Below are 20,132 nucleotides of genomic sequence, written 5' to 3'. Positions count from 1 at the left end.
GGGGGAGATTGGCAGCGTCGGCGCCGCGCCGGTCCTGCGCGCCCTACTTCCCCGCCATCTGGTCGGCAAGCGCCTGCGCCTGGGCAAGCAGCGTGGGGAAGGCCGGGTTGTCGCGCAGGTTCTTGCCCATGCAGGCGCGGAAGTCGCTGTCGCCTTTTGCCCAGGCGGCGTCGGCGGCATCGGATGTATTTTCGTCGCTGTCGTCGGTGGCCTGCTTGACCAGTTTCTGGGCGGCGGCGTCAGCCGCGGTCCACACCGCGTCGCAGGCCGCGATCCTTGGGACGGGCGGTGTCGCGGGCGCCTCGGCGATCATGACACTGTTGCCCTTGACCAGCGTGACGACGATTTCCTGGTCGTAGTTAGGTCCGACATCCTGTGCCCAGCCGCCAAGGCGGGCGATCGCCATGTCGGCGCCGTCGGGCGTCTTCAGGGTGAAATCGAGCGTGCCTGTGAAAGCGGCGTCGCTGCCGATCGCCTGGGTGTAGAACGCATCGAGCTTCAGCGCCGCGTCGAAGCTGGTGGGCAGTTTGAGATCGGCGTCCGTCTCCGCCGCACGCGATTGCAGCCAGCGCTCGACCAGCCCGCGTGTCGACGCGACGATGCTGGGGCCGTCCTCGGTGCCGTGACGCAGCCCGTCCAGCATGCCGAAGCCGACATCGGAGGAACTGAGGCTTTCGATATTGATCCTGCCGGCCGCCGGAAAACCCTTGACCGTGAAAGGTCCAAGAAGCGTCGAAAGGCGCTGTTCGAGATCGGCGCGGGCCTTCTCATTGGCGGCGTCGAGCGTTTCCACGGGAGCGTTCGCGCTTTCCATCGCGGCGATGGCCGCGATCGCCTTGTCGCGCGCGGCGATGTAGTCGTCCTCCGGCGAAGCCGCATACGCCGCACCGCTCGCCAGCGCGAACACCAAAGTCCAGACCAGACGCATCGTGAAAACCTCCGTTTTACAAGCTCTTCGCGTGGCTTGGTGGCGATTGTGCGGCGGTGAACTCATGGCGAGACGTGGCGGATATCGGGGCACCAGGACAGCCCTGGCAAGGTCGCAAGCCCTCATGATGAAACCTTCCGATACCCAGGCCGTTATGGCCGTTGTGGCAGACATCAAACCCAAACAGAGGCCGGCCGGCGGCGCCAAGCCAAACGGTGCCAGGAAGCCCCGCCGGGAGAAGGTACCCGATGTCGAGGCCGCATCCGAGGTCGTCGGCGAGGCGGCGCCGCCGCCAGCGGCGGTGGAACCTGATCCGCAGCTGAGCCCCGAGCAGGCCGAACAGGCGCGCAAGAAATACCTGCTGAAGCGCTTCTGGATCAGCGCGCGCGGCTATTGGAGCCGGCGGGGCGACAAGCTCGCCTGGCCGTGCACGATCGCGCTCCTGATCCTGATCTGCGTCAATGTCGGCTTCCAGTACGGGATCAATGTCTGGAACCGCTCGATCTTCGACGCCATCGAACAGCGCAATGCGCCGACCGTCTATTTCCTGAGCGCCGTGTTCGTGCCGCTGGTGCTTGGAAGCGTCGGCCTCGTCGTTGCGCAGGTCTATCTGCGCATGACGATCCAGCGCCGCTGGCGCTCCTGGCTCACTACATCCATCATCGGCCGCTGGCTCACCAACGGCCGCTACTACCAGCTCAATCTCGTCAGCGGCGATCACCAGAACCCGGAAGCCCGCATCGCCGACGATTTGCGGATCGCCACCGAATCGCCTGTTGATTTCGTCTCCGGCGTGCTCAACGCGTTCCTGGCGGCCTCGACCTTCATCGTCGTCTTGTGGACCATCGGCGGCGCGCTGACGCTGCCGATCGGCTCCTCGACCGTCACCATTCCGGGCTTTCTCGTCATCACCGCGGTCATCTATGCCGGCATCACCTCCACCTCGATGGTGGTCATCGGCCGGCATTTCGTCGAACTCTCCGAGCAGAAGAACCAGGCGGAAGCGGAATTTCGCTACACGCTGATGCGCGTGCGCGAAAACGGCGAGAGCATCGCCCTGCTCGGCGGCGAGGAGGAGGAGCGCAGCGGCATCGACAGGACCTTCGCCGGCGTGCTGGGGAAGTGGGCGATGCTTGCTGGCCAGCACATGCGCACGGCGCTGGTCTCGCAGGGATCGAGCCTGTTCGCGCCGGTGGTGCCGGTGCTTTTGTGCGCGCCAAAATTCCTCGACGGCTCGATGTCGCTTGGGCAGGTCATGCAGGCGGCATCCGCCTTTGCCATCGTGCAGGGCGCGTTCGGATGGCTGGTCGACAATTACCCGCGCCTGGCCGACTGGAACGCCTCGGCACGGCGCATCGCCTCGCTGATGATGTCGCTGGATGGGCTCGAGCGCGCGGAAGAGAGCGACGCGCTCGGACGCATCAATCGCGGCGAGACCAAGGACGACACGATGCTCAACCTCAACAATCTGTCCGTGTCGCTCGATGACGGCACCGCCGTGGTCAAGGAAACCGAGGTGGTGATCCAGCCGGGCGAGCGTCTGCTGGTGGCCGGCGAATCCGGTTCGGGCAAGAGCACGCTGGTGCGGGCGATAGCGGGCTTGTGGCCGTGGGGCGGCGGCAGCGTCGATTTCCACCCGGGCAAGCGCATGTTCATGCTGCCGCAGCGCCCCTACATCCCCTCGGGCACGCTGCGCCGGGCCGCTGCCTATCCAGGCGCCGCCGAGGATTGGACGATCCCGCAGATCAGGGCTGCCCTCGACAAGGTTGGGCTCGGTCATCTTGGCGACCGGATCGAGGAAGACGCGCCGTGGGACCAGACCCTGTCGGGCGGCGAGAAGCAGCGCCTGGCCTTCGCGCGGCTGCTCCTGCACGCGCCCGATATCATCGTGCTGGACGAGGCGACGGCGGCACTCGACGAGAAGAGCCAGGACAGGATGATGGAGACCATCATCCACGAATTGCCTAATGTGACCATCTTGAGCGTGGCGCACCGCGCCGAGCTGGAGGCCTTCCACAGCCGCAAGATCACGCTCGAGCGGCGCAAGGGTGGCGCCAAGCTGGTCAGCGATATCGACCTCGCCCCGCGCAAACGCAGGGGCTTGCTCGGCCGCGCCCTGTGGGGTTCCGGCACTTCCGCCGAAAAGCGCGGCGCCGCCCGTAAAAAGAGTTGATGACGCTCAGGCGAGTTCCGGTTTCAGCTCAAGGGATGACCTTCTATCAGCCGCCCAATTCTTCCTGATGCGCCTTGGCGAGGTCGGCCATGCTGTCGAAGCGGAAGTCCACCTTCGGCATCTCGCCGGGATCAATCGTGGCGCCGAAACCCTGATCGGCATGCCGGCGGTGGATCCAGCACGATTTAAGGCCCAGGCGATTGGTCACGGCATGGTCATGGAACAGGCTTTCGGCGGTGTGCAGGACTTGCTTGTCGCCGATCCCGAGCGTCGCCAGTTTTTCCAGCATATAGTCGAAATTCCGGGACGACGGCTTGTAGGAGCCGATGTCCTCCGCCGTGTATATCGCATCGAAATCGACGCCGAGCTTCCTGTTGCTGAAGGAGAAGCTGGTGTTGTCGACGTTGGAGAGGATGACGAGCTTGTAGTGCTGCTTGAGGTATTGCAAGGCGGCGGCTGTATCGGCAAAGGCCGGCCAGTCCTTCACGCTTTGGCCATAGGCGATGCATTCCTCCGGCGTGGTCACGACGCCCCATTCCTCGGCGAGCCGCTTGTAGACGACAGCCAGAAGGTCGCAGTAGCGCTTTTGCGGCGTCCAGTCCTGCTGGCTGGATTCGTGCCTGGCATGCGCCTGCAGGATCTCGTCGCGGCCGAGGCCGCGGCTAACCCGCCCGGTCAGCGGCTTCAGTGCGTCGATCATGCCGGATTCCCAATCGATCAGCGTACCGTAGCAGTCGAAGGTCAAGGCCTTGAAATCAGTCAGCTTCATGGTTCACTCCCTTGAGTTGGATAATTGGCTGGCGTTTGCGTGGATCGCGATCAATCGGCCGGCTGCCCGGCTGGGCGCAAACCTGCCTCGCCCTTCGATGTGGTGCCACGCGACGATGTCAGCCAGACGCCGAACAGCGTCACCGCGAGGCCGAGGACCATCGCCGCCGAAAGCGGCTCGCCGAAGAGCAGCCAGGCCCAAAGCATCGTCACCGGCGGGCTGAGATAGATCACGCTGCTGACCTGCGCGGCGCTGTGGAGGCGCAGGCTCGCATAATAGACGCCGTAGCAGAAGAAGGTCGAAAACAGCACCAGCCAGGCGATGCCGAACTCGAACCGGCCATCAAGGGGCGGCATCAGCCCGCCTTTCCATTCGGCGCAAACGGCAAAAAACAGCGCCGCCGTCAGGCATTGGATGCACAGGCTCTGGTGGATGGGCATGTTGATCGTCCCCATCCGCTTCTGCAGCACGGTCGCCAGGGCGAAGACCATCATGGAAGCGATCGTGACCACGTACGCCCAGGCCGGCGCGGTGCCGAGACTGAGGCTGTTCAGCGAAACGATCAGCACGCCCAACACGCCGAGAGCCGTTCCGGTCCACTGCCTCGATGGCAGCCGGTGGCCGAGAACGGGCTGCGACAGTGCCGCGATGGCGAGGGGGACGAGGTCCGAGATCAGCGCGACAAGGCCGGTCGGCACGCGCTGGCCGATGGCAAGCGCGAAGCCGCCGAGATAGAGGAACATCATCGCCACGCCGAACGCCATCTGCTGGAGCAGCGCCCGGACGCCGATGCGCGGCCCGACCATGAGCGCGAAGGGCAGAAGGACCAGCCCTGACATCAAGGTTCGCCAGAACAGCACGAGCATGACGTCGGCGCTCTCGCTGGCGTAACGGATGCCGACAAAGCCCGAGCTCCAGCTTACGACCAGGGCTGCCGCCAGAAGCGGCCAGGCCAGGCAACGGGACGGAGGTTTCGGGAGCGTCATGCGGTCTCTTCGTCGAAGCGGGTTCGCCAGCGGATTACGGCCGATCTCGGATGCGGGATTTATGGCGGCGCGCAAGCGCCTTTGCACATGACAAATTTCGATGTATTCATGAAATAGGCGCGAGATGTGGCATATCTGATTGACCTCAAAGCCCGTTCTCTGCCGAAACCTTGAAGCGCTGCTTTCGTTTCAAACGAGGATTGTCATGGCTGGAGTGATGAGCCGCCGCCTGGATGTCGATGCCTTGCGGGCGATGGTGGCGATCGAGAAACATGGCGGTGTTACCCGGGCTGCCGAGATGCTCGGCCTGTCGCAATCGGCCGTCAGCCACAAGATCAGGCGGCTGGAAGCAAGTCTCGACTGCGAAATCCTCAGCCGCAAGGCGAATGCGCCGATGTTCACCAGTTCAGGGCAGGATCTGCTGGGCTATGCCAGGCGGATCCTGGGCATCCATGACGAGGCGATCCTGAGCCTGTCGAAGAGCACGCTGCAAGGCAAGATCGCTTTGGGGATGACCGAGGATACGACCTGCACGGACCTTTCGCGCATCCTTGGCCGGTTTCGCCGGCTGTACCCTGAGGTGAGCGTGCGCACGCAGGTGCGCATGAGCCTGGCCTTGCAGAAGCTGTTGGGCGAGGGCGCGCTCGACGCGGCCATCATCCAGGTGTTCCAGCACGACGTCCGCCCCACCGATGTCCTGCTGTTCCGCGAGACCCTGCATTGGGTGAAGTCGCCCGAGCTGACCCTTGGGAAAGGCGACCCGGTGCCGTTCCTGTCCTTCGACGAGAACTGCTTCTATCGCCGTTGGGGCCTCGATCTCGGCCAGGACGAGGGAACGGTGTTCGAGATCGTGTTCGAATGTTCGAGCGCGGCCGGCATCATCGCCGGCGTGACCTCCGGCCTCGGCGTGGCGCTGCTCAGCCAGCGCCATCTGCGGCCCGGCATGGAGATCGTCGACAAGTCGTTCCCCAAGCCTCCGGACCTCGCCTACGTCATTCGCCGCGCCCGCAACGTCCGCAATCCCGCGCTGGAGACGCTGGTGCGGGAGATAGAGGCTGAGGTGAAGCGCCACGGGACCCTGCAGATCGCGATGTGAGGGGTGTGATTAGCGCTTTCGCCCATGCGCCCGGTCGATGATATCGCGCGCTCGAGCCTCTCTCCTCATTTCCGGAGTATCTTCTCCATCGCTTTCCCCTTCGCAAGCTCGTCGATCAGCTTATCGAGGTAGCGAATTTCCTTCATCAGCGGATCCTCAATATCTTCCACGCGGACGCCGCAGACCACCCCTGTAATCAAATTCCGCAAAGGATTCAGTCGAGAGGCCTGACCAAAGAACTCCTCGAAGCTGGTTTTCTTCTCCAGTTCGGCGTCGAGTTCCTTCTCGGTGTAGCCCGTCAGCCAGCAGATGATCTCATCGACCTCGGCTCTGGTGCGTCCTTTCCTTTGCGCCTTGGCGACATAGTGCGGATAGACGCTGGCAAAGCTTGTGGAATAGATTCGATGCTCCTTCATGACGTGCCCTTACCGGTGGCGCCTATCGCCCGCACTCAACTTTGCCTCCAATGCGCAGGTCTCAGCAATTGGCGCAGGACCGACTCCAATCTTCCCGCCGCCCTTCACCCGTTCCTTTTCTCCACCTCAGCCTTGCGCAACAAGAACCGTTGGATCTTGCCGCTAGGGGTCTTCGGCAATTCCCCGACGAAGTCGATCTCGCGCGGATAGGCATGGGCCGAGAGGCGTTTGCGGACATGCTGCGCCAATTCTTCGGCGAGTTCCGGGCTGCCCTCGTAGGCGGGCGCCAGGATGACGAAGGCCTTGACGATCTCGGTGCGCTGCGGGTCGGGTACGCCGACCACCGCCGCCTCGTTGACGGCGGGATGTTCGATCAGCGCGCTTTCGACGTCGAAGGGGCCGATGCGGTAGCCTGACGAGGTGATGACGTCGTCGGCGCGGCCGATGAAGGAGACCGAGCCGTCCGGCTCGTATTCCACCGTGTCGCCGGTGCGGTAGTAGCCGCCCGATATGGCCGGCGTTTCGGCCTGGTGGTAGCCGTCGAACCAGCGCAACGGCGAGTTGGCGATGTCGACGGCGAGGATGCCGGGCTGGTTGGGGCCGAGCTCGTTGCCGGCCTCGTCCAGCACCACCATGCGATAGCCCGGCATGGCAAAGCCCGCCGAGCCGGCGCGGACAGGGTGCGCCAGGCCGTGATGGTTGTTGACCATCATGCCGTTCTCGGTCTGGCCGTAATGGTCGTGGATGGGCGCGGCGAGATGGGCGTCGAACCAGCGGATCACTTCCGGGTTGAGCGGCTCGCCGGCGCTGCTCACCACACGCAGCCGGCCTTTTGCACGCGCGGCGGCGTCGGGACCTTCGGCGAGCAGCAGGCGGAAGGCGGTGGGCGAGCCGGCAAGGCTGGTGACGCCAAGCCGCTCGATGACATCATAGGTGTTTTTGGCGGTGAAGGCGCCCTCGTTGAAGGTCGTGGCGATGCCGAGCAGCAGGGGTCCCGTGATGGCGTAGTAGAGGCCATAGGCCCAACCCGGATCGGCGATGTTCCAGAAGATGTCGTCTGGGCGCAGGCCGATCGCGTCGCGCATATAGGCGCCGAAGGCGAGCAGCGCGTTGAGCGGCACCGGCACGCCCTTCGGCAGGCCGGTGGTGCCCGAGGTCGACATCATCATGAACAGGTCTTCGCCCTTGCGCATCACCGGGTCGCAGTTGGGTGAGGCGGCGGCAAGCGCGGCACGGAAATCGATGTCGCCCGGGGACAGGGCGTCGCCAGCACCGAGGATGGTGGCGATTTGCGGAGGGTTCGCGACCTCGTCGAGCTTGCCGCGATTGGCCGGATTGGTCACCACCAGCCTGGCGCCGCTGTAGCCGAGCCGGTGTTCGATCGCCTTCGGGCCGAAGGCCGTGAACAGCGGCTGGTAGACCGCGCCGATGCGCCAGGCGCCGAGGATCAGCGCCACCAGTTCGGGGATGCGCGGCAGCATGCCGGCCACGACATCGCCCGGGCCGACGCCCAACTCCTTCAGCAGAGTGCCGACGCGGCCGGACATGTCGGCGAGATCCTCGAAGCTGAATTCGCTGAGTTCGCCGCCGGCAGAGATGGCGCGCAGCGCCAGGCGGTTTCCGCCGGTGTGCCGGCCGCAGCATTCGACATAGGCGTTGATGCCGGTCGCGGGGTCGCCCTGCAGTCTCGCGATCTTATCCTCAATACGAAAGCTTGCAACGGCATCGTCATAGCGCGGCAAGCCGGCTTGCTGCTTGGTCATGAAAATCCTCCCTGGCGGTGCGCCATCTCCCCATGGCGCGCTGTCGCGGCGACATTGACATCAGATGGCGCCGATGGGCAACGGCGAGTGCCTGTTCCTTTGTATTGACGCTCCGGACGAAAAACCGCTACACACTTTTCCCGGAATTGCGCTTACAGGTTCGCCTCGGCGAAAATGCGTGCCGCCCAGTCGAGAAAGACGCGCAGGCGCGGCGAAAGCTGCCGGTTCTGCGGATAGAGCGCCGAGAGCGGTGTCGGCGAGGGCGGATACTCGGCCAGCACCTCGACCAGTGTTCCCTCTGCCAAATCCTTCTCGAAGCGATAGCGCGGCGCCTGGATGAGGCCGAGGCCAAGCCGGGCGAGGTCGGCGGCGGTGTCGGAATTGTTAGCGGCGACGCGGCCGGGCAGCCTGACCTCGCGCGTCTTGCCGCCGACGGTGAATTCGAAGGGCAGCACTTCGCCGGTGCGGGAGGAGACGAAGCCGATCGCCTGATGGCCGTCCAGCGCATCGGGGGAGGCCGGCGTGCCGTGGCGAGAGAGATAGGCGGGGCTGGCGCAGGTCATCTCGCGGATCATGCCAAGCCGGCGCATGATCATGCCGCTGTCAGGCGGCTCGCCGACGCGGATGACGCAGTCGACACCCTCACGCACCAAGTCGACCAGCCGGTCGCTCTGGCCGATCTGCAGGTCGATCCTGGCATAGCGGGCGAGGAATTCCGGCAGGCGCGGCAACAGGAAGGTGCGTGTGAGCAGCGTGCTGGCGTCGATGCGCAGCAGGCCGAACGGTTCGGCATTGCGGAAGGCGGCCTCGGCATCCTCGATCTCGGCCAGGATGGACAGGCAGCGCCGGTAATAGGCCTCGCCATCCTGCGTGGCGTTCACCTGGCGCGTGGTGCGCTCGAGCAGCCTTGCGCCGAGATGTTCTTCCAGCCGCCGGACCGCTTCCGTCGCGGTCGAGCGCGGCAGGCCAAGATCGGCGGCGGCAGCGGTGAAGCTGCGCCGCTCCAGCACGCGAACGAAGAGCCGCATCGTGTCCAGGCGATCCATGGTCTTTGTTCGCAGTTTCCGAATAGTGATGTCAAGACAAGGCTGATTATCCGGAAGTTGGTTCGGCCTATATCCGTCTCACCAACAAGAAGGAGAGACTTCCATGACTTCAGGCCAAACGAGCACGGGCCAAACTAAAGCGGCGATCGTGACCGGCGCCTCCAAGGGCATCGGCGCGGCGATCGCGCGGCGGCTGGCCCGCGACGGCATCGCCGTCGTCGTCAATTACGCGCGGGGACAGGCCCAGGCCGAGGCGCTGGTGCGCGCCATCGAAGCCGATGGCGGCAAGGCGATCGCCGTGCAAGCCGATATCGCGGTTCCGGCCGGTATCGCCAGCCTCTTCGACGCCGGCGAGAAGGCGTTCGGAGGCATCGATATACTGGTCAACAATGCCGGCATCATGAAGCTTTCGCCGATCGCACAGGCCGATGATGCCTTCTTCGACACCCAGGTCGCGATCAATCTCGGCGGCGTGTTCCGTGGCATGCGCGAAGGCGCAAAACGCATTCGCGATGGCGGCCGCATCGTCAATTTTTCGAGCAGCGTGGTCGGCCTCTACCAGCCGGGTTACGGCGTCTATGCCGCCACCAAGGCGGCGGTCGAGGCGATGACGCACATCTTGGCCAAGGAGCTTGGCGCGCGCGGCATCACCGTCAACGCGGTGGCGCCCGGACCGGTCGAGACGGCGCTGTTCACCGATGGCAAGAGCGCGGCGCAGATCGAGGCCACGGCCAAGATGATCCCGCTCGGCAGGCTCGGCCAGCCCGACGACATTGCCGGCGTGGTCTCGTTCCTGGCCGGGCCGGACAGTGCCTGGGTCAACGGGCAAATCATCCGCGCCAATGGCGGCGTGATCTGAAGGAGGCTGGCCGCTGCTGCTGTGGCGGCCTGCCTCCCGTTCCATTCGAAACCTAGCCCAAACGATTGAGAAGACAAGGAAAAGACCATGCCATTCGCCAATATCAAGATGCCGCAGGCGGCGCTCTCCAAGGCACAGAAAGAAGACCTCATCCATCGCACGACCGCCATGTTCGTCGACTTTTTCGGCGAGGGCGTGCGGCCCTACACGATGGTGCTTGTGGAGGAAGTCGCCGATGGCGGCTATGGCCGCGCCGACGAAGTGTTCGTGGTGCCGGACGCTTTTCGCGCCAAGGACTAAGGTTGCCGATGTCCGGCCGGCCTGCACATGGCTCACGCCCGCGCTTCCGGTACTCACATGCTCAAAAGCACCCTCTTCTTTTCCTCCTCCAGCCAGCGGTCGCGCGGCTTGCAACTCGCTGGCCGTGGCGCAAGCGCGACATGCACGGCGCCGTCGGCCAGCCGGGGCAGGGCGGCCCGGTAGAGCTGCATCGGGCGCACGCCGTCGCTGACCTCGAAGGTCAGCTTGGCCGCCTGGTCGAGACCGACATGCTCGGTCACTTTCCGGATGATCGCCGCGAATTTTCCAGCCGGCATATGGGTGCGGTCCTCATTGACGTCCCATAGCTGCACGAAGATCTCCGACCATGATTCCGGATTCCCGCCGCAGTCGAGCGCGTCGAAGCGGCCGGCCTTGACCTCGGTGACATGGTAGCCCGGCAACACTGGCCTGCCTTCATGGAAAAACACCAGTGGCTTTTCCCTGTGATCCGCCAGAAAGCCCAGCAAGCCGGCCATGGTGATGTCCCGCGGGTCGGCCGTGATCACGGGATCAAATTCCCGATTGTCAGAGGCGAGCATGTGCGATAATCCTTGCTTCAATATTCATAGGATTGTTGAAATATGAATGAACGTCAAGCCCTGTCGGCCTTCGCGGCGCTGTCGCAGGAAACACGGCTGCGCGTGCTGCGCCATCTGGTGATCGCCGGCCCCGACGGCATCGCCGCCGGGGCGATCGCCGAAAAGGTCGAAGTTTCGGCGTCCAACGTCAGCTTCCACCTTAAGGAGCTTGAACGCGCGGGGCTGGTGAGCGTGCGCCGCGATTCCCGCTCCATGGTCTACAGCGCCGAGTATGACATGCTGAGCGGTCTTATCCGCTTCCTGATGGAGGATTGTTGCTCCGGCCGGCCGGAAATCTGCGCGCCGGCGGTGTTGCCGGGCTGCTGTGCGGCCGACACGCGGGAGCCTGCCCGATGACTGGCGACCACCCTGTGCCTGGCGCGTCCTCCATCAGGGACACGGCCGGTTTTGATTTGCCGCGCCGGCTCACGGCGGAAGCTCTCGGCACCGGCTTGCTGGTGGCCACGGTGGTCGGTTCCGGTATCATGGCGCAGTCGCTGACGCCCGATCGCGCGCTGGCGCTGCTTGGCAACACCTTGCCGACGGGGGCAATCCTCGTGGTGCTCATCACCATACTGGGGCCGGTCTCGGGCGCCCATTTCAATCCGGCCGTTTCAATGGCCCTGGCGCTGTCGCGCCGGCTGCCGGCGAGCGACTGCGCCTGGTATGTGCTCGCCCAATTCTCGGGCGGCGTCGCCGGCACGGTCGGCGCGCACCTGATGTTCGGGCTTTCGCCGCTCGCCTTGTCGACGCATGACCGAACGGGACCCGCGCTCTGGCTTTCGGAAGGGATTGCGACCTTCGGGTTGCTGGCGGTCATTCTCGCCGGCCTGCGTTTCAAGCGCTCGGCCATCCCCTGGCTAGTCGGCCTCTATATCACCGCCGCCTACTGGTTCACCGCATCGACATCGTTCGCCAACCCAGCGGTCGCGGCCGCACGGTCACTGACGGACAGTTTTTCCGGAATCAGTCCGGCAAGCCTGCCGGGCTTCATCGCCGCCGAACTGGCCGGCGCGGGCATTGCCCTGGCGCTGACGACATGGCTGCTGCAGCCGCACGTTCAACCGTTCCCCATCGAGGCCAGGCCATGACGATCACCATCTACCACAATCCGGACTGCGGCACCTCGCGCAACACGCTCGCCATGATCAGGGCGAGCGGCGAGGAGCCGACCATCGTCGAATATCTGAAACATCCGCCGCCACGTGCGCGGCTGGAGCAGTTGATAGCGACGCTCGAAATTCCCGTGCGCGCCCTGCTGCGTGAAAAGGGCACCCCCTACGCCGAACTGGGCCTGGCCGATCCAAAATGGTCCGACGGCCAACTGCTCGATGCCATGCTCGAGCATCCGATCCTGATCAACCGGCCGATCGTCGAAACGCCGAGAGGGACACGGCTGTGCCGTCCGTCCGAGCTTGTGCTGGATCTGCTCGACCACCCGGTGAGCCGGTTCACCAAGGAAGACGGCGAGGTGGTGAGCCATGACCGCGGTGGGCAATGATGGAAGCCTTGCAAAAGCCGAAACCGCGGAGCGTGCGCCGATAGCGGCTGTCGCCGCGCTCGGGATCACCCAGATTATCGGCTACGGCACGCTCTATTACAGTTTCAGCATCCTTGCCGGCGACATGGCGAAGGATATGGGCTGGCCAACCGAATGGATATTCGGCGCGCTATCGGCCGCGCTGCTGGCCGGCGGGCTGACCGCACCCTTGCTCGGCGGCTGGATCGACCGTTTTGGCGCGGGACGGATCATGACCGCCGGCTCGGCCGTTGCTGCCGCTGCGCTTGCCGCCTGTGCCTATGCGCCCAACGGTCCAGCCTTCGTCGCCGCGCTGATTGCCCTGGAGGCAGCATCGAACCTTGTCCAATACGGCGCGGCCTTCGCGCTGCTGGTCCAGATCCGGCCGCGTGCCGCGCAGCGCAGCATAACCTATCTCACCCTCATCGCCGGTTTCGCATCGACCGTCTTCTGGCCGATCACATCGGCGCTGCATGGGCATTTGCCTTGGCGAGACGTCTACCTCGTCTTTGCCGGGCTGAACCTGCTGGTCTGCCTGCCGCTGCACGCCTGGCTATCGCAGGGGCTGGCCAGGAGCAGGCGCGCGGCGATCGAGCCGCCACGGCACGTCGCGGGATCGCTGCCGGCCCCGGCGCGGCCGCTCGGCTTTGCCTTGATGGTTGTCGCTTTCTCGCTCCAGAACCTGGTCAGCGCCGCCGTGCTGGTCCATATGGTGCCGCTGCTGTCCGGGCTCGGTCTGGGTGCCGCCGCCGCCATCGTTGGAACGCTGTTCGGGCCGTCGCAGGTGCTCAGCCGTTTCATCAATATGGTCTTCGGGATCAACCTGCCGCCGCTGCGGCTCGCCATCATCTCAGCCGTGCTGATGACGGCGGGCGTGGTCATCCTGCTTGGCACCGCGCCTTCGATCGCCGGCGCGATGGCGTTCGCCGTCGTCTTCGGAATGGGCAACGGGCTGTTCAGCATCGTCACCGGGGCACTGCCACTGATGCTGTTCGGCAGCGAAGGCTATGGCCGGCTGCAGGGACGCGCCATGTCCGCCCGCCTGATCGTCTCGGCGGTCGCGCCGTTCGCCCTGGCATTGGCGATGGCCCATATCGGCATTTCCTGGTCGCTGGGCCTGATGGCGCTTGTTGGCTGTCTGGCTCTGCTGGTGCTGGCGGCGATCGCGAAAGTGTCGAACGCCACCTGAAACCGGGCAGGGATGCCCAGAGGCGGTTTGGCGCCACTCCGCCGGCTCAACCCCTCTCGGAACCGTCGTGGATCGGCTTGTGATGCGTCAAATCGTCGGCCGCAGCAGCGGATGTCTGGCGTCTCAAAACTGGCCCGCCGAACAGTGGCTACGCGCCTTTGTCACGACGGCAGGTTCATCTGTTTTCGGAGGCTTTTGTCGAAGGCATGCGCGGGAACAAACCGTCGCAGCAGGTATAGGCGATGCGCCTGCTTGCTGGTGGGATAGCGCAGCTTCGGCGATGTCGCGGTGGCCGCGGTGACGACCGCCTGGCCGACTACCTCGGGAGCATCGCCGGTTTCGATCGCCCTGTTCCAGACCGCGGTTGCCGTTGCCCGCGCCTGGTCATAGACACTCATCATCCTGTCCGGCTTCGTCGCATTGTGATCGAGAGCCGTACGGGTGAAGGCCGGTTCGACCAGCAGGACGCGAATACCGAAGGGGCGGACCTCATGGTCCAGCGACTCGGAGTAGCCCTCGACGGCATGTTTCGTGGATGTGTAGAGCGCGCTGAACGGGCTGGGGACAAAGCCGACAACCGAGCTGATGTTGACGATCCGGCCGCCGCCCTGACGTCGCATGATCGGCAGCACCTCGTTTGTGACGCGGATGAGACCGAAGACGTTGACGTCGAAAAGGGTCTTTGCCTGTTCAACGGACGATTCTTCCGCACCCGCGATCAGTGCATTGCCAGCATTGTTGACCAGCAGGTCGATGCGCCCGGCCTGGCTTATCACTTGCGACACCATGCTTGCGACGGAGTCCGCGTCGGTCACGTCGCAGCTCAGCATCGTGATCCCGGGCGGTGACCCGGTCGCGGCTTTCCGGCTCGTGCCGAAGACGCGGTAGCCGGCCGACTGAAGGGCTTTGGCTGTCGCAAGCCCGATGCCGCCCGCTGCTCCGGTGACGACGGCGACGCCGCGATTTTTGTTGTTCATTTCAATATCCTTCGAGATGCATGATCATGACGCTTTGTGCCGACGGACTTGTCAGCCGTGTACGCTCAGATGAAGCATGGGGTGATGTTCGTAATGGCCGGCGCCATTTCTCACGATGGGGTCTTGTGAGGTTATCGCCTGGATGTCCTGGTCGTCGGCGATCCGGTATAGTGACAAGCCATAGCCGCCGCCTGGATCCATCACCGGACCGTGGGCGACGATCAGTCCGCGGTCGAGCAACTCGTCCAAGAAGGCGCCATGCTGCCTCATCCATTCCCGCTCGTCGCCGGTCATGGATGCAAGAAAGTCGGCACGGGGCGGGATGTACTTGCACAGATAGAATTTCATTTGGGACTCCCAGCGGCGCGATGACCGGCCGTCACCATCATTTTTCGGTGGAACGGCCTCGCGAGATCAGATACTATCAAATTAATAGTAAGTCACTATCAAAATGGTATCGACGTGAAGAATCTTTCCAACCAGCCCTGTTTGATCGCCCGCAGCCTCGGCACGGTGGGCGACACGTGGAGCATGCTGATCATGCGCGATGCCCATGCGGGGCTCAGCCGCTTCGACGAATTCCGCAAGAACCTCGGCATCGCTCCGACGATGCTGACCAGCCGGTTGGCGACCTTGACGCAGGAAGGGCTGCTGGAGAAACGGCGATATTCGGAGCGGCCGCCACGGGATGAATATGTGCTGACCGAGGCCGGTCGGGATTTGCTTCCGGTGCTGTTCTCGCTCGCCGCCTGGGGCAGCAAGCACCGGGGCGGTGGCAATTTCACCCGGTTCTTCGACGCCGAGACAGGAACCGAAATCGACCCAGTCAGCATCGATCGCGGGACCGGGGCGCCGATCGGCAGTCGTCCCATACAGATCGTGACGCCCAAGCTGTCTGACGGCCCGTCGGACTGACTGGATGCGCCGGAGCGAACGGCGATATCTGGCCGGCAAGAGAGGGAATTCAGGTGGGCCTTCCTCGGATCAGCCGCTCTTCTTCGCACCAATCCAGTCGGCGGCCACTTCGGCGAACAGCCAGTCGCGGAACGCCCTGATCTTTTTCTGGCGCAGCGCGCCTTCGGGATAGACGACGTAGTAGCTGGCCGCCGATTTCAGCGCGAGATCGAAGGGCCGGACCAGCCGGCCTGCCGCGAGGTCGGCCGAGACCAGCGCGCTGCGGCCGAGCAGTACGCCTTCGCCATGCACGGCGGCCTCGACGGCGAAGGTGGCGGAATCGAAGCGCACGCCGCGTGTGGGGTCGATGCCTTCGACACCGGCGTGCTCAAGCCATGTCGCCCAGTCGATGCGAAAGGCGTCGTGGATCAGCTTGTGGTGCCTCAAATCGTCCGGCTGTCGCAGCGGATGCTCGCCTTGCTGCAGTTCCGGGCTGCAGACCGGGAAAACCTCCTCGTCGGCGAGGAATTCCGCCGTCACCCCGCTATAGCCGCCGCGGCCGTAGCGGATGGATATGTCGATGCCGTCGCTGACGAAATCGGCCAGCACGCCCGAAGTCGCCAGCCGCACGTCGATATCGGGATTGGCGCGATGGAAACGATGCAGCCTCGGCACCAGCCAGCGGCCGGCGAAACCGTCGGACGTGCTGACATTGAGGATGCGCGTCGAGCGGTCGGGCGTGGCGGCGATCTGGTCGAGCGCCTTGCCGACCTCCGCCGCATAGGCCGCGCCGACGCCCGTGAGGCGCACGGAGCGTGTGCCGCGATCGAAGAGCTGGATGCCCAGCCTGTCCTCGATGTTGCGGATGGCGCGGCTGACCGCGCCATGGGTGAGGTTGAGCTCCTCCGCGGCCTTGGAGAAACTCAAATGCCTGGCCGCCGCGTCGAAGGCGGGCAAAGCGGTGAGGGGCGGCAGTCTGCGCGGCATCGGATCGACCTGTGAGTGTTACTCACAAATCCTGCACAAAGAGTCGTTTGTCGTCCAGCCCTCAATGGCCCAATATTCAGGCGTACCAAGCATCCACACCGGCTTTCCGGTTCATCGATGCGCTGAATTGACCAGACAAATGTGAGCAATCGTCATGCTCGCCCCACTCGGGCGACATAGGCAGGCTTGCGCCCAGTGAAACACAGGAGACGGATTATGACCTTGACCCTTCGACCCATCGGCGCCGCGATGAGCGGCCTTGCCATGCGAAGCGCGGCAGCGTTCGAGCGCCGCCGCACGTTGCGCCGGATCTCCCGGCTTTCCGATCGCCGTTTGCATGACATCGGCCTCGAACGCGACTGGGACGGTTCGATCCTTGCTAACGGAATTCTGGCCAATGGGAGGACGATATGACCAGCACCCTGATCATCGGCGCGACCGGACTGCTCGGCAGCGAGATGGCCAAGGCCAGCGCGCGCAATGGCGACAGCCTCCATGTTCTGGTCCGGCAGGCAACGTCGGCCAATGAAGCGCGGATGCGCCCGCTGAAGGATCTCGGCGCCACGGTGCATGTCGGCGATCTCGACGACTATGACAGCCTCGTGCGCGCCGTCGGCAAGGTCGACCGCGTCATCAGCTCGGTGCATGTGGGGTCGGCCAGCGAGATGACGCTGGTGCGCGCCATCAGGGATGCCGGTATCTCCCGCTATGTGCCGTCCGCCGGTTTCGGCCTCGACTTTGCCGCCGCCGCACCCGGCTCGATCGAACCGCTCGACATCAAGCGGGCCGTCTTCGACGCGGTCCGGGAGGCCGACCTGCCCTATACGGTGATCTACACCAACGGCTTCTTCTCGACCTGGGTGGCGACGCTGGGCGACCTGACGCGCTTCGGCTCGTCGCCGCTGCCGCCCGACGAGGTGACGCTCTATGGCGAGGGCAACGTTCCGGCGACCTTCGTCAGCGAGAAGGATATCGCTGCGGTCACCATGCGCGCACTGGAGGATGCCAATGCTGTTCGCAGCGAGATACGGATCGCGCAAAACAAGATCACCCAAGGTGAAATGATCGAGCTGTGGCGGCAAGTGAGCGGCCGTTCGCCCCGCGTCAAGCAGATGAGCGCCGAGGAGCTGGAGGCGCTGATCGCGGCGGTTCCCGGCCTTGGATTGCTGCGCGCATTCTGGATCCGCGGCGAGACCGCGCTCGAGACGGCCACCCCGGAAGCCGGGACGCTTTATCCGGAGCTGAGGTTTGAAAGCATCGAAAGCGCTTTTGTGGCGATGGCTGGCGCGGGTGGGCATAGGTTGTGAAGGCGGCGGACATGGCTGGCGTTGCGACAGCGGTTGACCGCGCTGTCCATCCGGCCGATAGGTCCGCGCAAACAGCCGAGACGCCCGATGCCCAATCTCAAAGATGCGACCCGCGCCGCCGACAGCGCCTGGCAGGAGGATGTCCGCGCCGGCGTGCGCCATGTGCGCGACCTCGCTTCCCTGCCGCTCTCGCCGGCCGAGCGCGAAGCCGCGCAAGCCGCCGCGGCGCTTCACAAAGTGCGGGCGCCAAAGGCCTATCTCGACTTGATCGACTGGAACGATCCCGCCGATCCGATCCGGGCGCAGGTGATCCCGTCGCCTGGGGAATTGGACGAGGCTGAGGGTGAGCTTGGCGACCCGATCGCCGATCATGAATTCAGCCCGGTGCCGCGGCTGACGCATCGCCATGCGGATAGGGTACTGTTGTTCCCGACCTATCAATGCGCGGTCTATTGCCGGTTCTGCTTCCGCAAGGAATCGCTGACGTCGATCGGCCGTGGTTATACGCGCGAGGCGCTGGAGCCGGCGCTGGCCTATATATCGGACCATCCCGAAATCCGCGAAGTGATCCTGACCGGCGGCGATCCGCTGTCGCTGCCCGACAAGGCACTGGCCGAGATCCGGGCGCGCATCGAGGACATTGCCCATGTGCGGTTGCTGCGCCTCCACACGCGCGTGCCGGTGGCACTGCCGTCGCGCATCACGCCAGGGCTGGTCGCGGCGCTGCAGGGTCGGCTGATGGTGACGGTGGTCACCCACTTCAACCACGCGCGCGAGATCACCGACGCCACCGAAGTGGCCTGCCGCGCCTTGCGACAGGCCGGCTTCGTGATGCTCAACCAGAGCGTTCTGCTGAAGGGCGTCAACGATACGGTCGAAGCGCTGGAAGAGCTCTGCCGCGAGCTGATGTACCGGCTGGGGATAAAACCCTACTACCTCCACCATGGCGATCTCGCACGCGGCATGGCACACAGGCGCACCACGATCGCGCAGGGGCAGGCGCTGGTGGAAGCGCTGCGCGCGCGCCTGTCGGGCATCTGCAACCCTGTCTATGTGCTCGACCTGCCCGACGGGGGAGGGAAAGTGCCGCTTGGACCTTGCCATGTCGAGGAACAGGACGGGCAGCGCTGGCGCATACGTGGGCTGGATGGTGCGGTGAGGGCCTATCGAGAGGTGGTTGGCGAATAGGCCAACGCCTATCTGGCAACAAACGCCAGCACGACCACGCGCGGGGCGATACAGTGTGCGAGGCTGACCTTGCGGCCCGTCCTCGTTGTCGCGTGGCCGGTTTCGAGGTCCACGGCGATATCCTCATAGCCCAGCACCTCGCGATCCAGCGGATAGGCGGCCTTGTAGACCGCTTCCTTGGCGGCGAAAAGGATGCGGCCGGCAAGCTGCCGGTCGGCGGCGTCGATCCGGTCTTCGGGAATTGCCACGAGCGAGAAAATCTCATCGGGCAGGGGCAGCGCCGGCTCGACGTCGATGCCGAGCGAGGCGATGCGGCCAACAGGCGCGACCGCCGCCACGGCCATGTCGTCGTCATGCGCGAGCGAGCCCGTTATCCCGTCCGGCCATGCGGGTGCACCGGACGGCGTGCGCAAGAGGGCGAAACCGTCGAAGCCGGCATCCGTCAGCAGTCGGTGCGCGAGCAATCGCGCCGCGCCGCTGGCCCGCCGCATGGACGGCTGGCGAGCGGGGATGGAGCGTGCTTCCGCCGGCAACAGATGGGTCTCGTCGCCTTCGCGGATGATCCGGCAACCGGTGCGGACCCCGGCAGGAGCCATGGCGGCCATGGCGCGCGCCATGGCGATTTCCTCGGACGGATCGGCGGGCGGCGTCATCGGTCGCCGGTGGGCAGAATGAGATCCGCGATCATTTCGCCGTCCTCGTCGAGCCCCTGTTCGACGAAACCGGCACTGCGATAGAGCTGCCGTGCCGCCTCGTTCTCCGGTTCGTAGCAGATCGACACGTGCCTGATGTGGCCGAGCCCGTCGATTTCCTCCAGCACTTCACGCAACGCGGCCTTGCCGTAACCCCGGCCTTGCGAGGCACGGTCGATCATGAAGCGGTAGATGCGCGCCTCGTCATCGTCCCGCGGCGCCTCGTACATCAGGAACCCGACGATCTGGTCGCCTGCCATGACGGCGCGTGGCCGCGCGTCACGATCGGATCTGGCCTCACGCAGGGAGGCTGCATTGCTGGCGACGAAATCCATCTGCTCCGGCGCCAGCTGCAATGCGGTGACCAAAGCGCGATTGGCTGGGGTCACCGGGCCGATCCGGATGTCCGCGGTGCTTCCGGATCGCTCTGCCATGTGGCCTCCG

At 64.8% G+C, this 20,132-nt stretch carries 24 protein-coding genes; 12 read left to right on the top strand and 12 right to left on the bottom strand.

Features of this window, described 5'->3' with window-relative positions; all coding sequences use genetic code 11:
- Positions 1-43: 43 nt before the first annotated feature.
- The gene (locus tag FJ954_RS23380; protein ID WP_140663438.1) at positions 44-928 is read right to left on the bottom strand and encodes a hypothetical protein; all 885 of its coding nucleotides are present in this window, start codon (positions 926-928) and stop codon (positions 44-46) included.
- Between the two features lie 163 nt (positions 929-1,091).
- Here FJ954_RS23380 and FJ954_RS23375 point away from each other — a divergent pair, with 163 nt between their 5' ends.
- The gene (locus tag FJ954_RS23375) at positions 1,092-3,101 is read left to right on the top strand and encodes an ABC transporter ATP-binding protein/permease (protein ID WP_140663614.1); all 2,010 of its coding nucleotides are present in this window, start codon (positions 1,092-1,094) and stop codon (positions 3,099-3,101) included.
- 46 nt (positions 3,102-3,147) lie between these two features.
- Here the strand turns inward: FJ954_RS23375 and FJ954_RS23370 are convergent, their stop codons facing one another.
- Complete coding sequence (locus tag FJ954_RS23370; RefSeq protein ID WP_140663436.1) at positions 3,148-3,870, bottom strand: haloacid dehalogenase type II; 723 nt, start codon at positions 3,868-3,870, stop codon at positions 3,148-3,150.
- Between the two features lie 50 nt (positions 3,871-3,920).
- Positions 3,921-4,856: a DMT family transporter gene (locus tag FJ954_RS23365; RefSeq protein WP_140663434.1), complete on the bottom strand. Its 936-nt coding sequence runs from the start codon at positions 4,854-4,856 to the stop codon at positions 3,921-3,923.
- A gap of 205 nt (positions 4,857-5,061) precedes the next feature.
- Between FJ954_RS23365 and FJ954_RS23360 the strand changes: the two genes are divergently transcribed.
- On the top strand, positions 5,062-5,952 hold the full coding sequence (locus FJ954_RS23360) for a LysR family transcriptional regulator (protein ID WP_140663432.1): 891 nt from the start codon (positions 5,062-5,064) through the stop codon (positions 5,950-5,952).
- Positions 5,953-6,017: 65 nt separating this feature from the next.
- On the opposite strand, the gene FJ954_RS23355 is transcribed toward FJ954_RS23360, so the two are convergent.
- The 3 genes from FJ954_RS23355 to FJ954_RS23345 form a co-directional block, all read right to left on the bottom strand.
- Positions 6,018-6,368, bottom strand: a complete 351-nt coding sequence (locus tag FJ954_RS23355) for a DUF2200 domain-containing protein (RefSeq protein WP_140663430.1) — start codon at positions 6,366-6,368, stop codon at positions 6,018-6,020.
- 104 nt (positions 6,369-6,472) lie between these two features.
- Complete coding sequence (locus tag FJ954_RS23350) at positions 6,473-8,131, bottom strand: acyl-CoA synthetase (protein ID WP_140663428.1); 1,659 nt, start codon at positions 8,129-8,131, stop codon at positions 6,473-6,475.
- Between the two features lie 152 nt (positions 8,132-8,283).
- Positions 8,284-9,177: a LysR family transcriptional regulator gene (locus FJ954_RS23345; RefSeq protein WP_140663426.1), complete on the bottom strand. Its 894-nt coding sequence runs from the start codon at positions 9,175-9,177 to the stop codon at positions 8,284-8,286.
- A gap of 103 nt (positions 9,178-9,280) precedes the next feature.
- On the opposite strand from FJ954_RS23345, the gene FJ954_RS23340 reads away from it, so the two are divergent.
- On the top strand, positions 9,281-10,036 hold the full coding sequence (locus FJ954_RS23340) for an SDR family oxidoreductase (RefSeq protein ID WP_140663424.1): 756 nt from the start codon (positions 9,281-9,283) through the stop codon (positions 10,034-10,036).
- 87 nt (positions 10,037-10,123) lie between these two features.
- Entirely contained in the window at positions 10,124-10,336 is a 213-nt protein-coding gene (locus FJ954_RS23335) for a 4-oxalocrotonate tautomerase family protein (protein WP_015316894.1), read from the top strand.
- A 53-nt stretch (positions 10,337-10,389) separates the two neighbouring features.
- On the opposite strand, the gene FJ954_RS23330 is transcribed toward FJ954_RS23335, so the two are convergent.
- Complete coding sequence (locus FJ954_RS23330; protein ID WP_140663422.1) at positions 10,390-10,896, bottom strand: DUF6428 family protein; 507 nt, start codon at positions 10,894-10,896, stop codon at positions 10,390-10,392.
- Between the two features lie 42 nt (positions 10,897-10,938).
- On the opposite strand from FJ954_RS23330, the gene FJ954_RS23325 reads away from it, so the two are divergent.
- From FJ954_RS23325 to arsK, 4 genes are read left to right on the top strand one after another with little or no spacing between them, the layout of a single operon-like run.
- Entirely contained in the window at positions 10,939-11,292 is a 354-nt protein-coding gene (locus FJ954_RS23325; protein WP_140663420.1) for a metalloregulator ArsR/SmtB family transcription factor, read from the top strand.
- The gene (locus FJ954_RS23320) at positions 11,289-12,026 is read left to right on the top strand and encodes an MIP/aquaporin family protein (protein ID WP_140663418.1); all 738 of its coding nucleotides are present in this window, start codon (positions 11,289-11,291) and stop codon (positions 12,024-12,026) included. Before FJ954_RS23325 ends, FJ954_RS23320 begins: the two co-directional genes overlap by 4 nt.
- Complete coding sequence (gene arsC / locus FJ954_RS23315) at positions 12,023-12,436, top strand: arsenate reductase (glutaredoxin) (RefSeq protein ID WP_140617965.1); 414 nt, start codon at positions 12,023-12,025, stop codon at positions 12,434-12,436. Before FJ954_RS23320 ends, arsC begins: the two co-directional genes overlap by 4 nt.
- The gene (gene arsK, locus FJ954_RS23310; protein ID WP_140663416.1) at positions 12,417-13,643 is read left to right on the top strand and encodes an arsenite efflux MFS transporter ArsK; all 1,227 of its coding nucleotides are present in this window, start codon (positions 12,417-12,419) and stop codon (positions 13,641-13,643) included. Before arsC ends, arsK begins: the two co-directional genes overlap by 20 nt.
- A 161-nt stretch (positions 13,644-13,804) precedes the next feature.
- On the opposite strand, the gene FJ954_RS23305 is transcribed toward arsK, so the two are convergent.
- Together FJ954_RS23305 and FJ954_RS23300 are read right to left on the bottom strand one after the other, a co-directional pair.
- Positions 13,805-14,620, bottom strand: coding sequence for an oxidoreductase (locus FJ954_RS23305; RefSeq protein ID WP_140663414.1), 816 nt, complete (start codon positions 14,618-14,620; stop codon positions 13,805-13,807).
- Positions 14,621-14,671: 51 nt separating this feature from the next.
- Positions 14,672-14,968 carry a YciI family protein gene (locus FJ954_RS23300; protein ID WP_015316901.1) on the bottom strand — a complete coding sequence of 99 codons (297 nt, stop codon included), beginning with the start codon at positions 14,966-14,968 and terminating at the stop codon, positions 14,672-14,674.
- Between the two features lie 114 nt (positions 14,969-15,082).
- Here FJ954_RS23300 and FJ954_RS23295 point away from each other — a divergent pair, with 114 nt between their 5' ends.
- A complete protein-coding gene (locus FJ954_RS23295; RefSeq protein WP_140663412.1) occupies positions 15,083-15,535 on the top strand; it encodes a helix-turn-helix domain-containing protein in 453 nt (150 codons plus the stop codon).
- Positions 15,536-15,604: 69 nt separating this feature from the next.
- On the opposite strand, the gene FJ954_RS23290 is transcribed toward FJ954_RS23295, so the two are convergent.
- Positions 15,605-16,501: a transcriptional regulator GcvA gene (locus FJ954_RS23290; RefSeq protein ID WP_140663410.1), complete on the bottom strand. Its 897-nt coding sequence runs from the start codon at positions 16,499-16,501 to the stop codon at positions 15,605-15,607.
- Positions 16,502-16,717: 216 nt separating this feature from the next.
- Here FJ954_RS23290 and FJ954_RS23285 point away from each other — a divergent pair, with 216 nt between their 5' ends.
- The 3 genes from FJ954_RS23285 to FJ954_RS23275 all read left to right on the top strand — a co-directional run bounded on the left by FJ954_RS23285 (position 16,718) and on the right by FJ954_RS23275 (position 18,996).
- Positions 16,718-16,915: a DUF1127 domain-containing protein gene (locus FJ954_RS23285; protein WP_140663408.1), complete on the top strand. Its 198-nt coding sequence runs from the start codon at positions 16,718-16,720 to the stop codon at positions 16,913-16,915.
- Positions 16,912-17,808 carry an NmrA family NAD(P)-binding protein gene (locus FJ954_RS23280; RefSeq protein ID WP_140663407.1) on the top strand — a complete coding sequence of 299 codons (897 nt, stop codon included), beginning with the start codon at positions 16,912-16,914 and terminating at the stop codon, positions 17,806-17,808. The genes FJ954_RS23285 and FJ954_RS23280 overlap by 4 nt, the downstream gene beginning before the upstream one ends.
- An 87-nt stretch (positions 17,809-17,895) precedes the next feature.
- Complete coding sequence (locus tag FJ954_RS23275) at positions 17,896-18,996, top strand: KamA family radical SAM protein (RefSeq protein ID WP_140617971.1); 1,101 nt, start codon at positions 17,896-17,898, stop codon at positions 18,994-18,996.
- 8 nt (positions 18,997-19,004) lie between these two features.
- Here the strand turns inward: FJ954_RS23275 and FJ954_RS23270 are convergent, their stop codons facing one another.
- Both FJ954_RS23270 and FJ954_RS23265 read right to left on the bottom strand, forming a co-directional pair.
- Complete coding sequence (locus tag FJ954_RS23270) at positions 19,005-19,649, bottom strand: 4'-phosphopantetheinyl transferase superfamily protein (RefSeq protein WP_140663406.1); 645 nt, start codon at positions 19,647-19,649, stop codon at positions 19,005-19,007.
- Entirely contained in the window at positions 19,646-20,122 is a 477-nt protein-coding gene (locus FJ954_RS23265) for a GNAT family N-acetyltransferase (RefSeq protein WP_140663404.1), read from the bottom strand. The genes FJ954_RS23270 and FJ954_RS23265 overlap by 4 nt, the downstream gene beginning before the upstream one ends.
- Positions 20,123-20,132: the final 10 nt, after the last annotated feature.

It is taken from the genome of Mesorhizobium sp. B2-3-15 (assembly GCF_006442875.1).
Lineage (GTDB): Bacteria > Pseudomonadota > Alphaproteobacteria > Rhizobiales > Rhizobiaceae > Mesorhizobium > Mesorhizobium australicum.
Note: the sequence above shows the minus strand (reverse complement) of the source record. Positions and strands in the feature narration are given on the sequence as shown.